We start from the raw sequence: 15228 nt of genomic DNA on the forward strand, positions 1-15228 counted from the left end.
AAACCCAGTTTCCATTCATCTGGCTTTAAGGGACCCAAGTCACCCTAGACACAGTTCACAGGGAGTGATGAATTAATTTACGGATCAGCCTCTATGCCGTTTTCCAATGCCACAAACAGATGCGAAATATCGGGCAATACAAAATCAGCAATCTGCTCCAGATCTTTGCGTGCCGCCAACCCGGTCAAAACACCACATGTCAAACAGCCCAGCTCGCGGCCCGCTGCAATATCATGAGAACTATCGCCAACCATCAAAATTTCGTCTGGCGTCAGGCCCACTTGTTGACAGAACGCCTCTAGTTGACCCGCTGACGGCTTTCCACCAAACCCGCTATCTGATCCCGCAATAAATGCAAATAGCCCTTCAATATTAGCCGAACGCAAATGCGTGCGCGCCGGCATCTCAGCATCATTCGTAGCTACGCCCAACACAAGGCCCCGATCGCGCAATTTAGAAAGAAACGGAGCCAAAGGCGTTACCTCTGCCTGAGGTGCTTCGCTTGCCGCCACGTTCATAACCCAGATCAGGTCTTTTTTTGATCGATCCCGCACATACGGCAACAGGGCGTCGGCGATGTCTTCTGGCGTTCCTGCAATCGCAACACTGGTCGGCAGAAATGCTTCAGCTTCAAAATCGTAGCCAATGGCCTGCCCCAAATCCGTGGCAACTTGTAAATCACCTTTGGCAAGATCGGTCAAAAACGTCTTGGCCCAGACCGTCCACGTTGCATTGAAACCAAATAACGTTCCGTCTTTATCAAACACAATTCCGCGAATATGGCTTAGGTCCAATGCACTTGCCCCCCGCCGGGCAAGGCTGCACGCGCCTGCATCACTTGATCATACCTGACATCCGCTGCATCGCCAAAACGGATGACCCACGCATCATCCATCAATAAGAAATCCAAAACTGATCCCAAGAACTCGGGCTCCGATGCGCGGGTTCGCAAATCATCCGCACTAGTACCGCTCGCCCCCATAAAGACTGGCAGCAAATCCTCATCACCAATCAGGAATGCCAAAGCCTTAAGCCCTAACGTTTCGGCGGCGTCGTGCGAAATCATGAAGCAATCCTTTAAAAGTTTACGACAAATAATGGTTTGTTAACGTTTTTAGCGTTCAAAGAGTTAACCCTATTAACCTTAGTGATCGCCCCGCTATGACTGAACGCATTCTCATCATTGATCAAGTTGCCACAAACCGTATCGTTCTGAAAGTGCGGCTCGCGCGGGAAAACTATGATGTGATGCTTGCGGAGAATGGACACGACGCTCTGCGTATTCTGCGCAAACAAGGTGCCGATCTGGTGATCTGTGCTCCTGACTGCGGTGATATGACCGCTCAAAAGCTGCCAGCATGTCAGTTCAGATCACGCGCTCGCCAGCGTGCCCGTACTTATTCTGGCAGCCGAGGGCGATGGCTCCATCGTCACAGATGTTCTGCGTACGGGCGCTGAGGATGTCCTTTTCCGTCCTGTTGCCGATCAGCATCTTTTGGCAGGCATCCGCCGTGTCATGCGGGCAAAAACCACACGCGAGGAAGCACGCCTTCGCGAAGATACCGACCGCGTTTTAGGGTTTGCAGACCCCATCAGTACTTTTGAACGCCGCATCAACCTAACTATGTTGTCACCGAACCCGCAGATTTTATACCATACCAAACAACAGCTTAAAGGCAGAAACCAATTCAATACACAGACATTTATGTGGAATGAATTCGACCCTGAGCATGAAAGCGTTGCGGCCTCTGACATCTTTTTGGTGACACCGCCGCAGTTGGGCGCGGGTTGCGATCTTTCGGTCATTACGGACCTACGCAGCCGCAGCAGCACCCGTCACGCGGCGATCGTGCTGGTGTTGCCGATGCACCAAGATGCCATCGTAAGTTTCGCGCTAGATCTGGGTGCGGATGATGTGGTCAGCCAAAACTGCACTCAAGAAGAATTGGCCCTGCGCCTTGGGCGACAAGGTCGCCGCGCACAAGCGGGTGCCTACCTGCGCAATCTCGTCGCCGATGGGCTGCGTGCCGCTGTGAGTGATCCGCTGACCGGCCTTTACAATCGCCGCTACGCCATTCCCCACCTGGAACGAATGCAGGAAACGGCACTGGTAACAAGCAAACCATTTACCCTCATGCTCTTGGATCTCGATCACTTCAAGCTGGTGAACGATACATTTGGGCATTCTGTGGGCGATGCCGTCCTTATCGAAGTGGCAAATCGGCTAAGGGACAATTTGCGCGCCATTGATCTGGTCGCTCGCATTGGTGGTGAAGAGTTTTTGGTCGCAATGCCCGCCACAGACCTTGATGAGGGGCGCGCGGCAGCCAACCGGCTAAGGCAGATTATTTATGACACCCGCATCGAATGCGCCGCAGATCACACCCCTCTCAAAATCAGCGTCAGCATTGGCATGGTTTTGGGCGGCCTCAGCACGACTGAGCCGGATGTTCACATGTTGATCGCCTAAGCGGATCGCGGCATGTATTTATCAAAGCAAGGCGGTCGCGACCAAGTCACGGTCCAACGATCAGCGGCCTAAACCACTTTTGGACCCAAAACCGCGCTCACGGGCCCGACGCAGATTTTCGACCAATTCATCGCGTTCTGCATCACTCATCGCCGTAATTTTCTCGATTAACAAGTCACCACCAAGTAGGCCGCGTGCATTTTGGCTCTCCCGCCATACTGCAAGCAAATCACTTAGCCGCGCAGCGTCAAATGGTTGTGCAGATAAAGCGCTTATCCATGCGTCTATTTGCGCAGCCGGCGTGCCAAAACTGGCGCGGTTATCGTCGCGCAATTGCCGCATGGCCTGCCCAAGTGCGCGTCGATCCTCGCGTGGCAATGCCCGCACAACCTGACCCACAGGCCCCATACGCGCAGCAGACGTTGCCCCACCTGGCCCGCCATGAGGGCCACGCTCACCACCAAGAAGAGTACCCAAAACGATCCCTAGAATTGCGATGTTTCCAGCCAGAGATACGAAAAAAGCAACGCGCCATTTATTGCTCACTCGTTTTGTCATTTGCTCAGTCATCCTTCTGCCCCTTCAATCGCGTCAAATCCAAACCAATCGCCTTCAAGGCCGACCAGCAACACCTCGTCACTGGCCACTAAACCAAGATCTTCCAGAGACGCCATGGCAACATCCGGTGGGTTGAACCCGATCATGACGCCAATCGCCAAGACTGCCGTCAAGCCACCCAGCGCACGCCAGCCACCCATCTCCTGCCATAAGTTTTGCAGTTTGCTTTTGAGCGATGCGGCTTTGGTACTTTGTTCAGAAGACGCAACCAAAGCGCCGTTATGCACCCCTACGGCATTCTCAGTCAGTCGCGCCAAAAAAGCCCCTGTCGGTGCGATTTCCACGTCTGATGCAGCCTCAAACATGGTGTCCAGCTGCGCGACGTCTAGTGGCTTAGATCTCGATTTATCAGTCATCATTAAATCCTAATGCATCTTTCTGAGGCGCCAACACGGCCGCCAATTGTCTTTTTCCACGGGCAAGCAAACTTTCTACAGCTTCAACTTTGCACTCCATGATTTCGGCAATCTCTGGATTGGTTAAATTGCTCAGGTGTCTTAGGGCCACAGCCTTGGCTTGGCGTTCAGGCAGTTGTGCGATGCCGTCTCGAAGTGCTGACGCCCGCGCCTGCGCCTGTAGCGCATCGGCCGCGGATGGATCATCACTCATGACTTCAGCAACCGCGTCGGGCTGTACAAAGTCCCGCCGCGCGCGCAACCGATCCGTGCATAAATTAGACGCCACACGGTAGAGCCACGTTGAGATTTTAGCCCGACCATATTCCCACTTGGGCGCATGGCGCCACAGCCGCAACATCGCATCTTGCGTCACATCCTCCGCTGCAGCTTGCTCGCCCAGCATCCGCATAGCCAACGCATAAATCATGGGCGTTACCGCCCGCGTCAAAGCCGCCGCTGCATGGACGTCTCCCGCAACATAAGCCGCGAGAAGTGCGGCGTTTGGATCATGTTCATGCACGATCTCAGGCGTGTGTTTGGGAAGCGCTGTCATCTAATATAACCGTGACGCAGACGCGGACCTGTAACAAGACCGCGTCTGCACCATTTGTTACTCGCCGCGGTGTTCCTTTTGCTTGCCACCCTGCTTTGAACGCTCTGCACGCGCTTCCAAAGCTGTTTCATATTCTTGTTTGGTTATCGCGCCATCCGCATCTGCGTCCATGCGCCCAAACCCACGCATTTTCCCTTTCTTTGCGTGCGGCGCCACAGCCTGCATTTCCTCGATGCTCAACAGACCATCCTCATTAGCGTCTGCCCGCTCAAACATCTTGGCGATGCGATCGACGGCGCGTGTGCTGCGGTGCGCGTTCATTTCTTGCGCCGTAATTTGACCGTTACTATCCAAATCAATTACTTCAAACGCTACCGGCTCTGGTGGGCCTTTGCGTGCTTCGGCTATGCCAATTGTCAAGCTCAGTGCCGCAGCAAGGGCGAGGCTCATTTTGGTAATGGGAGACATTGTTACTTCTTTCTTCTCTGATGTGCCCCATCGATATTTCGGGGCGGTTATATTCATCAAACGGTGGATCCCAAAGTTTCTGTCGCAAAATACGGAAATTATTTTCCGAAGCCCAATTTCCGCGACATGGGGACGCGATTGGAAATGCGCTGTTTCGCTACAGCGGACAGCCGTGCAATAAAGAAAACCTGAGCAGTTGAATGATTGGCCGACCCAATGAAAGATACCTACGACGTCGCCGAACGCCCCGCGAAGCCAGCCATGATCAGGGGCTGGAAACGCCGCTGTCCGAAATGCGGCGTCGGGCATATGTTCAAGGGATATCTGACCGTCGACAGCTCGTGCATGAATTGCCAGCAAGACCTAAGCGGGCACCGCGCCGATGACGGACCCGCCTATTTAACCATTTTGATTGTTGGCCACGTGATGGCGCCGTTTTTGCACATCGCATTCACGCATTGGCAGCCTGACCCCCTAATTTTAGCAACAAGCCTTTCCGTTGGATGTGTTGCTTTGTCACTTTATCTTTTGCCGCGGCTTAAAGGGGCAATCGTTGGCCTACAGTGGGCCAAGCGCATGCATGGTTTCTCACAAGACTAACGTGCATATGTCATGAGCGGCAGCCCCTGCAAAAAACCAATCAAAGACGCAGCAAGCATTATTGTGCTGCGGCAATCAGATGACGGTCCAGCAGTCTTAATGGGCCAACGGGGTGCGGCGGCAGCTTTCATGCCCTCTAAATTTGTCTTCCCCGGCGGTGCGGTTGATGGGGACGACTATGATGTAGGATTAGCACAGCAAGGACAGATAGCCGGCGCGCGAGATGCAAGTGGCGTGCCCACCCACGCGTTAGCCACAGCAGCAATCCGTGAGCTTTGGGAAGAAACTGGTCAGATTTTAGGCATGGTTGGAGACTGGCCATTCGATCAGGTCCCCGAGGGATGGGCAAGCTATGCGCAGACAGGTCACGTACCAAACGGCACCGATTTGCGCTTCATCTTTCGGGCGATAACACCGCAAGGTCGTCCAAGGCGTTTCGATGCGCGGTTTTTTGTGGCGAATGCAGATGCCTTGCGGACGGACCCCGATTGTTTTGATCGCGCGCAAGACGAGTTATCGCATCTGCGGTGGGTCCCATTGGCCGAGGCAAGGCAGCTCGATTTACCATTTGTCACTGATGTGGTCTTGGCAGAGGTGCAAAGATTTGTGACACGCAAGGTATGGCCCGCCTACCCGATGTTTATGGACAACACGGACGACCGCAACATCGTCCGCCCATTAATCGACCCAGTCACCTAACACAGGTCAGTATGGCTGTGGATGCGCACGACCCGCCACATCAAGTGCCGTCATCACCTCATCCGACAGAACAAGATCCGCGGCTTTCAAAGAATTGTCCAACTGCGCCATCGTTGTTGCACCAAAAATCGAAGACGTCTTGAAAGGACGCTGCATTGACCATGCCAGCGCCATTTGCGTCGCATCAAGGCCGAACTTCTTTGCAATTTTCAGATAGGTATCAACAGCGGCAAAACCATTCGCGGATTTACGTCCACCCAAATCACCATTCAGGTCCATTCGGCTGCCCTCAGGGATCGCACCCCCTTGATATTTGCCGGTCAAAAGACCCGCCGCCAGCGGAGAAAACGGCAAGCAAGTGATGTCTTCATTGCACGACAGCTCGCCCAGATCAGTATCATAAAGGCGGCACATCAAAGAGTATTCGTTTTGCAGCGATACAGGCCGCGGACCACCTGTTGCTTCCGCCGCTTTAAGCCACTCGGACATCCCCCAAGCAGATTCGTTAGAAAGACCAAAATGGCGAATGGTGCCGCGTTTAATCTCGTCTTGCAGCGCGCCCATGCAATCTGCCATATTTTGGCGCACCTCATCAGGTTTCTGCCCCGATGGATCGTAGCTCCAGTTTTGGCGGAACATATAACTGCCGCGGTTCGGCCAGTGAAACTGATAAAGATCGATATAATCAGTATTCAAACGGCGCAGGCTACCTTCGATGGCTTGCGGAATACTCTCGGGCGTAATCGGCGCGCCGTCGCGTACGTGTTTAAGACCTTCACCAGAGTGTTTGGTCGCCAAGATAATGTTTGCGCGCTGACCTACCCGCTCAAACCATTGGCCAATAATACGCTCTGTCCGCCCTACGGTTTCAGCTTTCACAGGATTGACCGGATACATCTCGGCTGTGTCGACAAAGTTGATACCTGCCGCAAGGGACGTGTTGATCTGTTCGTGTGCGTCTTCAATCGTGTTTTGCGACCCCCACGTCATAGACCCCAGACAAAGGGCGGATACAGACAGATCGGTGCGCCCAAGAGTGACGTATTTCATTGCGGCTTCTCCTTAAATTCAGGCGCCCGACCCAACTGCCAGACAAACGTTTCAGTATTGCTAATGCGCGAATGCCAAAAGGGAAAGGGTCACCGCAGGCCCCCTCAGTAATTGCGCAAGCCAACCAAGGCGGTTACACGGAGTGACCAACGCCCAAATTTCTCGTATTCCAGTAGGATGTCGCCCCACATGAGCAGCCAAGCAAAACGTCACCTGATTACTTCAGCAATCCCATACATCAATGGGATCAAGCACTTAGGCAACCTTGTGGGAAGCCAACTGCCGGCAGATCTGTTTGCGCGCTACCAACGGGCACGTGGCGCAGAGGTGCTGTTTTTATGCGCCACAGATGAACACGGCACGCCCGCGGAACTGGCAGCTGCAAAAGCTGGCAAGCCCGTTGCTGAATATTGCGCCGATATGTGGGAAGTGCAGGCCAAGATTGCCGAAGGTTTTGGGCTGTCATTTGATCATTTCGGGCGCTCGTCCAGCCCGCAAAACCACGCGTTGACGCAGCACTTTGCGCAACGCTTGTCTGAGGAAGGCTTGATCGAAGAAATCGTGACAGAGCAGGTTTATTCAGAAGCGGATGGCCGGTTCCTGCCTGACCGCTATGTAGAAGGTACCTGCCCCAACTGCGGGTTTGACAGCGCACGCGGTGATCAATGTGATAATTGCACCAAGCAGCTTGACCCAACAGACTTGATCGACGCCCGCTCAGCGATTTCAGGCAGCACTGATCTTGAAGTCCGCGAGACGCGGCACTTGTTTTTGAAGCAATCCAAAATGCGCGACACGTTGGATAACTGGATCAACCAGAAAGCCGACTGGCCCGTTCTCACCACATCGATCGCCAAAAAATGGCTGCACGACGGGGACGGCTTGCAAGACCGCGGTATCACCCGTGATCTGGATTGGGGCGTGCCAGTGATGCGCGCCGACGGCCTGTGGCCCGGTATGGAGGGCAAGGTTTTCTACGTCTGGTTTGACGCGCCCATCGAATACATCGCCTGCGCAGGCGAGTGGGTTGAAGCCGGCAAAGGCAGCGATTGGGAACGTTGGTGGCGCACTGACAAAGGCGCCGATGATGTGCGCTACACGCAGTTCATGGGCAAAGATAACGTACCTTTCCACACCCTGAGCTTTCCAGCCACAATCATGGGCTCGAATGAGCCATGGAAGCTGGTGGATTACATCAAGTCTTTCAACTACCTTAACTACGACGGCGGACAGTTCTCAACATCGCGGGGACGCGGTGTGTTCATGGACCAAGCGCTTGAAATTTTGCCCGCCGATTACTGGCGCTGGTGGCTCCTGAGCAACTGCCCTGAAAGCAGCGATGCCGAATTTACGTGGGACGGGTTCCAAGGCGGCGTGAACAAAGACCTCGCAGATGTGTTGGGCAACTTCATCAGCCGCGTCACCAAATTCTGTAACTCAAAATTCGAACCAGCCATCCCTGCAGGTGGTACTTGGGGCGACCGTGAAGAAGCGCTGATCGAGGAGTTGGAAAGCCGTTTGCACGCTTATGAAGCGCATATGGAAGCCATGGAAGTCCGCAAATCCGCAGCCGAATTGCGGGCCATGTGGGCTGCAGGCAATGAGTATCTGCAGGACGTGGCACCATGGTCCACGTTCAAAACGGACCCCGACCAAGCTGCGGCACAAATTCGACTAGCCCTGAACCTGATCCGAATTTACGCAGTTCTGTCAGCACCGTTCATCCCAACGGCTGCAGCGCGGGTGTGCGCAGATATGAATACCCTTGATATGGCGTGGCCCACAGATATACGCACGGCCCTAACCGCGCTGCCTCAAGGCCATGAATTTAATGTACCGGATGTGTTGTTCGCAAAAATTAGCGATGATCAAGTCGCAGAATGGTCAGAGCGGTTTGCGGGCACACGTGACTAAAACCTAAGTCATGCGCGTTGTCGCGCACCGTCGTGCTTTGCAATATGATGGCTAAGGCTTACTTCTGTTGTTGAGGGTGGGAACTTTGTAGATATGCGTCGCAATTGTTGGTCAGTAGTCGTGGCTAAGGGTATTGCCTTTAATTAGAATCCTTAGTGATCTTAGTAGTTCTTCTTCTATTGCTTTTGTCACTATTGAGGACCTGCTGACGGGACGATGACATCCATTTGGCTGGGTAGGTTAGGGGGAGGCTTTAGTTCTGGCTGTCAGCAGGGCTGGGAGGTTCTCAGTGGCATGTGAGACTGGTGGTAGAACCAAAAGAAAAGAGCCAGACCCGAAGGCCCAGCCCAGTGTGGAAGTGTCTACAGGGCAATAGACGTACCTACTGCGGGCCAATACCTGAGTTGGATCACCCTGCATTCACATAATCTTCACCTTCCAACGCATAAGCTTGTTGTTAAGTCCTTTCAGGACGATCGATGGGCTTGAAGTTTTTTGTGCATTGATTGTGGCAACATAGATATCAAGTTGAAACTAAAGCCGATACCGCTGGGTTAAAGATCATTGATAGAAAACGGATTTGAGAGATGAAACTAAAGTACCTAATTGCACTAGCAACACTGCCTTTAATCAGTGCTTGCACGATGGAAACCATGACAACCAACCAAATCTCAGAACTATACTCAGACACCACTTCTCTGTCTGGTAACAAGGCCAATGCGAATTACTACTATGCTGACGGCCGTTACAAGTCTACCGATCTTGAGACTGGTGAGGTGACCCATGGAACTTGGTATGCCAAGGAGCCTGATGAGATTTGCATCACTTCTGATAAAGGAGAACGTTGCTTTGCTATGTCTAAGTCTGACACCATGGTGACCTTTGAACTTAACGGTAACAAATCATCCAGAAAACTTAGTGAGTATTTAGAAGGCGACCAAACTTCTGAACTGGTGAAAGCAGCTAAGTAAGAATAGAATGTGAGGCTGGGTACGTATGGTCCTCAGCCTCGCAGCTCAGGGTTAATCGTGAGCACCCGCTCTAACTGCTCGAGAGGTTCACCCTCTCTTATACCCAACACTCAGGTTGTAATCTGTCAGGCAAGTATCACCTGAGCAGCACTCAAAGATGTTGGACTTACAAACAGCACACTGCTCATGCCCATGTACGACTACAGTGTTCAGTGGTGACTGACATCTAGGGCAACGTTGTTTGTATGCATTAGCTGGGTTTAGAAGATTATCCATTAGTACCTATCCCATACATCGTACTTAGGCCAAACCTTACATGATGAGTTCTGCATCATGTATGAGCCAAAGTCGTTTCCACCAATAGAACAGTATCCCACGACCCTGTCGTAGGTTTTGGCTCCAGTGAGTTCACATATAGCTTGTGCCCCTTGGAACTGCTTGGCCAGCTTAGTTGCAGCTTAGCCCTGTCTCGCATCATTCTCAGGACAATCTAGTGCTGACAGCACTGACAGCTATTAAGCAGATGGTTCAACATCTTGCTTGCCACTCATGCACACAATTCGACTACAGATGCACACACTACAGTGTTGTAGTCGAGATTCATGCAATCAAAGCTAAATGTGAGACAACCAGTAATGCATTGATAACATACAACTAAGTCATGCGCGTTGGTGCGCACCGTCGTGTTTTGCAATATGATGGTGCCCCCTCGCCCTGACACCTGGTACCTGCGGCCGGACTCGAACCGGCACGGCATTCCTGCCTAGGGATTTTAAGTCCCCTGTGTCTACCATTCCACCACGCAGGCACGCGTCGCGTCAGGGCGAGAGGTGATCCCTACATACTGACCGCAAAACAAAGGTAAAGGCATAATCTGCGCAGAATGCCCCGAACCTAACGGCGAAGCCTCCGGCAGCTATCAGTCAGACCCTCGCGCCTATAGATCGGTCGCGGGATCTTCGACCAGCAGCGCACGTTCTGATAACCACGGATTGAGGCTGACAGCGATGCGGATTGTGTCTTGCGCCAATCGCGCGCGCCCCATGCGGAGCAACGTCAGCCCCTTGCCCGACAGCGCACCAATATGGTCTGGCGTGATGCTCAGCGCCATGTCCAAATCGGGAAGTGCATTGGCATAATCTTCACGCAAATAGCGGATAAACGCACGCTGGTTCCAGCCTTCCGAGTACTCAGGACAATACTCAATCAGTTGCGTAAACGTCGCCTCGGCTTCTGCCCACGCAAAGCTTTCACGCTCGGTCAGCCCATGAGTCAAAAGGTCTTTCGCCCGCGCATCAGGGGCTTTGAACCATTCTTCCCAAAGCTGTGCTTGGAGCACTTGCGCGGCTGCTGCATTCGGCGCCTCCAAGAGCCCCGCGTGAAGTGCGCCGCGTTCGCGTAAAGTGTCGGGCACCTCGGGGCAGGCATCTTGTGGCGCATTTTGCGCCATGACAGGTGCCGCATACAAAACTACGGCGGCGACCAGGCTGGATGAAATAAGTACTCGCATGCGCCATAATCTGGCACAGGAGCGGCATAAATCAAGCGTTACGACAGGCGCGCAATTTCACTTTTGACGTAAGGTACCGCCCAAGAGGTATCAACGCCCATGGCAATGCGGGTTTTCTTGCGACTTGGATCAGCACAGGTGCGGCCCAACTCATCCCCGTCAAGAATGACCTGTAAGCCACTGTCTTCAAAAGTGAACCGCTCAGGGACGGCAGCAACAAGAACCGCCATGCTGTCATGCATCGCACAACCGCCTTCAATACCAATCGAGCGATAAAACCGCAGGTAGAAATCTGAAATATCACGGATAAATCCACCAACGCGCGGGGCATCTTTGCCCATCTGAACAAAGTCATCCCACGTCAAAAGAGTTTGCATCGTGGCATCAAGTCCCACCATCGTCACGTTCAGATCGCTTGCAAACACCGCATCTGCGGCAACGGCATCATTATAGATATTCGCCTCCGCATGGGGCGTAATGTTGCCCGCATGCTGATAAGCGCCACCCATCAATATGATGTCTTTTACGTTGGCTGCAAAATTGGGATCAAGCTCAAGCGCGAGAGCAATATTGGTCAGCGGGCCAATAGGACAAATGACCAGCTCACCTTTATGTTCAGCCGCTGCATCCACCAAAAACTGTGCCGCACTGCGCGGATCATCAAGACCAATCTGAGGAATATCAGTGAGCGCACCAAATCCTTCGGGCCCGTGCACATAATCAGACGGGTCATGGCTGTCGCGGCCCAATGCAAACGCAGCCCCCTTGGCCACAGGTGCCTTATGTTTCAGCATATCCAGCATATAGCGCGCATTACGGGCAGACTGTTCGACATAGGTGTTGCCAAACACCGTCGTCAGGCCAATCAGCTCGATTTCATCCATCACGCAAGCCAGCGCAATCGCCAGTGCATCATCCACGCCGGGGTCAGTATCTATAATCATTTTCATATGCAAAGACCTAGAACCCGCACATCAAATTGACAACAACTTACGCTCACTAGGATGCGCAGACAGCTACTTGCGAGATTAGAAAAAACTTTGCGGATCAATATCAATCGCCAAGCGAATTGAATTTGGTATTTTGAACTGCGCAGTCCACCGCGATAGCGCCGCCTGTAAGGGTACAGTTTTATCGGCCTTAACCAGCATCCGCACGCGGTGCCGCCCCCGGATCCGTGCGATTGGCGCAGGTGCAGGCCCGTAAACAGTTGCTCCGACTTGGCGCAGCGGGCCATCATTGCGGGCCATGGCCGCACCAAGATCAAAGACCTCTTGCACGTTCTCAGACGACAGTATGATCCCAGCCATGCGCCCGTAAGGGGGCACACCTGCGGCTTCACGCTCCGCGGCCTCAGCGGCCCAGAAACCGTCTTCGTCCCCCGACAAAATACTGCGAATAACCGGATGATCCGGCTGATAAGTCTGCAGCAAAGCGGTCCCCGCAACTTCTGCGCGCCCTGCCCGCCCTGCAACTTGGCGCATTAACTGAAACGTGCGTTCTGCCGCACGCAGATCACTTCCTTGCAAGCCAAGGTCCGCATCAATCACTCCCACCAGCGTCAGCTTGGGAAAATTGTGCCCCTTGGCCACCAGTTGCGTCCCGATAATCACATCCGCATCACCCGCTGCGATGCTTTCAATTTGTTCTTTCATGGCCCGCGCAGATCCAAAATGATCAGATGACAACGTGACAACACGCGCGCCTTCAAAAAGCGCTTCAGCTTCTTCAGTCAGACGTTCCACACCGGGGCCCACGGGGGCCAGTTTATCCTCAGCCTCACAAGACGGGCACACCGCCGGCATGGGTTTCGTCTCGCCGCATTGATGGCAAACAAGGCGTTTCAGAAAACGGTGCTCGACCATGCGGGCGTCACAATCATCACACCCGATCTGGTGCCCGCAAGCGCGGCACAACGTGATCGGCGCATAGCCGCGACGGTTGATAAACAGCAATGACTGCTCTGACTTTTCGATCCTGCTGCGCACCGCATCCGCCAAAGCAGGGCTAATCCAGCGATCAGACGGCAGGTCTTGCTCACGCATATCAACGGCGCGCATCTGGGGCATCACAGCGGGGCCGAAGCGGCTTTTAAGCTCTAGCTTGGCATACTTGCCCTGCTCCGCGTTGACCCAGCTTTCCAAACTTGGGGTCGCAGTTGCCAAAACCACATGTGCCGCACTAATTGAGGCGCGAAGAACCGCCATGTCGCGGGCATTATACAGCACCCCATCTTCTTGTTTATACGAGGTGTCATGTTCCTCATCGACGACGATTAGCCCAAGGTTTTGAAACGGTAAGAACAACGCAGATCGCGCGCCGACGACCAATTGCGCAGCACCCTCGCCCACCATTTTCCACGCACGACGGCGTTCGGCCATGGTCACGCCTGAGTGCCACTCGGCAGGGCGCGCGCCAAAACGGGCCTCAACGCGGGTTAGAAATTCAGACGTCAGCGCGATCTCGGGCAGCAGTACCAAAGCTTGGCAGCCCTGCGCCAAACACTCCGCCACCGCTTCAAGATACACCTCGGTTTTGCCGGAACCCGTGACGCCCTTCAAAAGCGTGGTCCCATACCTGCCTGCCGCAACTGCGCTGCGCAATTGACGCGCACCTGCGTCTTGATCCGATGAAAGCGTTTTGCCTGCATAGCTCGGATCAAGCTTGGGATAAGCCGTGTCACGGGGAGCGTCTGCTTCGACCACAGCGCCCATCTTTGCCAAGCCTTTAACCACAGATGGCGTAACCCCCGCCATTTCAGCCACTTCTTTGAGCGAAAAAGACAAAGACGGATAGTCCTTGAGCACCTGCAAAACGCGTTCACGGGTCGGGGTAAGACGCTCTGGCACATTTGCGCCAAGGCGGTAGATTTTTCGCATCGCGGGCGTGTCACCCAAACCTGGTGCACGGGTAGCAAGGCGCAGCATCGCAGACATGGGCGTCAGAGTATATTCCGCTGCACGGGTCAGAAAAGAACGCATATTGGGCTGCATGGGCGTAGCCTCAAGCACCCGCTTGATGGAACGCACTTTGGCAGGATCCCAAGTACCCGCACCTTCTTTCCACACAACGCCAACAATCTTGCGCGGCCCAAGCGGCACCTCAACAAACGCACCAAGTCCACAGCCGCCCTCCGGCGCTTTGTAATCCAAAACGCGGTCGAGCGCACCGGCAGGCAAAACGCCCACGATCTCGCCTTGTTGAAAATACCTTTGCTCTCCCACGCTGCGCCCTTTCAAACGTGCCTCTACTGGGGTAAACGCTGACGCGACAAAGGCCAAGCCAGAGGATGCCACAATGAAGTTTTTTGTAGATACCGCAGATATCGATGCAATCGCGAAACTGAACGAAACCGGGATGGTAGACGGTGTAACAACCAACCCATCGCTGATCAAAAAGTCAGGCCGCGACATCCTTGAGGTGACCAAAGAGATTTGCGACATCGTCAGTGGCCCAGTTTCTGCAGAAGTCGTGGCGCTGACCGCCGATGACATGATCACAGAAGGCCGCGAGTTGGCCAAGATTGCTGACAACATCGTTGTAAAGCTGCCTCTGACTTGGGACGGACTTAAGGCGTGTAAAGTGCTGTCAGACGAAGGCAAAATGGTTAACGTCACTCTGTGCTTCTCAGTCAACCAAGCATTGTTGGCTGCCAAAGCGGGCGCGACTTTTATCAGCCCGTTCATTGGTCGTCTCGATGACATCAACATCGACGGTCTTGAGCTGATCGAAGATATTCGCACTGTTTACGACAACTACGGCTACAAGACTGAAATCCTCGCCGCGTCAATCCGTACAGTGAACCACGTGGCAGACTGCGCACGGATCGGTGCAGACGTCATGACGGCTCCGCCCGAAGTGATCGAAAAGCTGGCAGGTCACCCGCTGACTGCTGCTGGTCTGGCGACCTTCATGAAAGACGCCGAAGCGGCAGGCATCAAGATCGTCTAAGATTTCGCCCTTTCAGGGCTTGCGAA

At 53.7% G+C, this 15228-nt stretch carries 16 protein-coding genes and 1 tRNA gene; 6 read left to right on the forward strand and 11 right to left on the reverse strand.

The window, feature by feature from the left end; all coding sequences use genetic code 11:
• Positions 1-77: 77 nt before the first annotated feature.
• Together ACTF5M_RS00385 and ACTF5M_RS00390 are read right to left on the reverse strand one after the other, a co-directional pair.
• On the reverse strand, positions 78-794 hold the full coding sequence (locus ACTF5M_RS00385; RefSeq protein WP_438959139.1) for an HAD family hydrolase: 717 nt from the start codon (positions 792-794) through the stop codon (positions 78-80).
• Positions 785-1066 carry a DUF3572 domain-containing protein gene (locus ACTF5M_RS00390; RefSeq protein WP_438959140.1) on the reverse strand — a complete coding sequence of 94 codons (282 nt, stop codon included), beginning with the start codon at positions 1064-1066 and terminating at the stop codon, positions 785-787. Before ACTF5M_RS00390 ends, ACTF5M_RS00385 begins: the two co-directional genes overlap by 10 nt.
• 321 nt (positions 1067-1387) lie before the next feature.
• On the opposite strand from ACTF5M_RS00390, the gene ACTF5M_RS00395 reads away from it, so the two are divergent.
• Positions 1388-2470 (forward strand): diguanylate cyclase, encoded by a 1083-nt coding sequence (locus ACTF5M_RS00395; RefSeq protein WP_438959141.1) that lies wholly within the window; start codon positions 1388-1390, stop codon positions 2468-2470.
• A gap of 60 nt (positions 2471-2530) precedes the next feature.
• Here ACTF5M_RS00395 and ACTF5M_RS00400 read toward each other — a convergent pair whose 3' ends face one another.
• Genes ACTF5M_RS00400 through ACTF5M_RS00415 form a run of 4 tightly spaced genes read right to left on the reverse strand, consistent with a single transcriptional unit; the run spans position 2531 to position 4564 of the window.
• Positions 2531-3040 carry a periplasmic heavy metal sensor gene (locus ACTF5M_RS00400; protein ID WP_438959142.1) on the reverse strand — a complete coding sequence of 170 codons (510 nt, stop codon included), beginning with the start codon at positions 3038-3040 and terminating at the stop codon, positions 2531-2533.
• Complete coding sequence (locus tag ACTF5M_RS00405) at positions 3037-3444, reverse strand: hypothetical protein (RefSeq protein WP_438959143.1); 408 nt, start codon at positions 3442-3444, stop codon at positions 3037-3039. The genes ACTF5M_RS00400 and ACTF5M_RS00405 overlap by 4 nt, the downstream gene beginning before the upstream one ends.
• On the reverse strand, positions 3437-4039 hold the full coding sequence (locus tag ACTF5M_RS00410; RefSeq protein ID WP_438959144.1) for a sigma-70 family RNA polymerase sigma factor: 603 nt from the start codon (positions 4037-4039) through the stop codon (positions 3437-3439). Before ACTF5M_RS00410 ends, ACTF5M_RS00405 begins: the two co-directional genes overlap by 8 nt.
• 57 nt (positions 4040-4096) lie before the next feature.
• Positions 4097-4564, reverse strand: coding sequence for an EF-hand domain-containing protein (locus ACTF5M_RS00415; protein ID WP_438959145.1), 468 nt, complete (start codon positions 4562-4564; stop codon positions 4097-4099).
• A gap of 159 nt (positions 4565-4723) precedes the next feature.
• Between ACTF5M_RS00415 and ACTF5M_RS00420 the strand changes: the two genes are divergently transcribed.
• Together ACTF5M_RS00420 and ACTF5M_RS00425 are read left to right on the forward strand one after the other, a co-directional pair.
• Positions 4724-5107 (forward strand): DUF983 domain-containing protein, encoded by a 384-nt coding sequence (locus ACTF5M_RS00420; RefSeq protein WP_438959146.1) that lies wholly within the window; start codon positions 4724-4726, stop codon positions 5105-5107.
• Between the two features lie 12 nt (positions 5108-5119).
• The gene (locus ACTF5M_RS00425; protein WP_438959147.1) at positions 5120-5806 is read left to right on the forward strand and encodes an NUDIX hydrolase; all 687 of its coding nucleotides are present in this window, start codon (positions 5120-5122) and stop codon (positions 5804-5806) included.
• 6 nt (positions 5807-5812) lie between these two features.
• Here ACTF5M_RS00425 and ACTF5M_RS00430 read toward each other — a convergent pair whose 3' ends face one another.
• Positions 5813-6856 carry an aldo/keto reductase gene (locus tag ACTF5M_RS00430; protein ID WP_438959148.1) on the reverse strand — a complete coding sequence of 348 codons (1044 nt, stop codon included), beginning with the start codon at positions 6854-6856 and terminating at the stop codon, positions 5813-5815.
• Positions 6857-7045: 189 nt separating this feature from the next.
• On the opposite strand from ACTF5M_RS00430, the gene metG reads away from it, so the two are divergent.
• Both metG and ACTF5M_RS00440 read left to right on the forward strand, forming a co-directional pair.
• Positions 7046-8770, forward strand: coding sequence for a methionine--tRNA ligase (gene metG / locus ACTF5M_RS00435; RefSeq protein ID WP_438959149.1), 1725 nt, complete (start codon positions 7046-7048; stop codon positions 8768-8770).
• Positions 8771-9414: 644 nt separating this feature from the next.
• Complete coding sequence (locus ACTF5M_RS00440) at positions 9415-9741, forward strand: hypothetical protein (protein ID WP_438959150.1); 327 nt, start codon at positions 9415-9417, stop codon at positions 9739-9741.
• Between the two features lie 722 nt (positions 9742-10463).
• On the opposite strand, the gene ACTF5M_RS00445 is transcribed toward ACTF5M_RS00440, so the two are convergent.
• From ACTF5M_RS00445 to ACTF5M_RS00460, 4 genes are all read right to left on the reverse strand, one after another.
• Positions 10464-10549: transfer RNA gene (locus ACTF5M_RS00445), tRNA-Leu, on the reverse strand.
• 129 nt (positions 10550-10678) lie between these two features.
• Positions 10679-11251 carry a tetratricopeptide repeat protein gene (locus tag ACTF5M_RS00450; protein WP_438959151.1) on the reverse strand — a complete coding sequence of 191 codons (573 nt, stop codon included), beginning with the start codon at positions 11249-11251 and terminating at the stop codon, positions 10679-10681.
• A gap of 38 nt (positions 11252-11289) precedes the next feature.
• The gene (locus ACTF5M_RS00455) at positions 11290-12201 is read right to left on the reverse strand and encodes a nucleoside hydrolase (protein WP_438959152.1); all 912 of its coding nucleotides are present in this window, start codon (positions 12199-12201) and stop codon (positions 11290-11292) included.
• A 78-nt stretch (positions 12202-12279) separates the two neighbouring features.
• On the reverse strand, positions 12280-14475 hold the full coding sequence (locus tag ACTF5M_RS00460; RefSeq protein WP_438959153.1) for a primosomal protein N': 2196 nt from the start codon (positions 14473-14475) through the stop codon (positions 12280-12282).
• A gap of 73 nt (positions 14476-14548) precedes the next feature.
• Here ACTF5M_RS00460 and fsa point away from each other — a divergent pair, with 73 nt between their 5' ends.
• Positions 14549-15202: a fructose-6-phosphate aldolase gene (gene fsa / locus ACTF5M_RS00465; protein WP_438959154.1), complete on the forward strand. Its 654-nt coding sequence runs from the start codon at positions 14549-14551 to the stop codon at positions 15200-15202.
• Positions 15203-15228: the final 26 nt, after the last annotated feature.

Origin of the sequence: Nereida sp. (assembly GCF_965655635.1) — a bacterium.
Classification (GTDB): Bacteria; Pseudomonadota; Alphaproteobacteria; order Rhodobacterales; family Rhodobacteraceae; genus Nereida.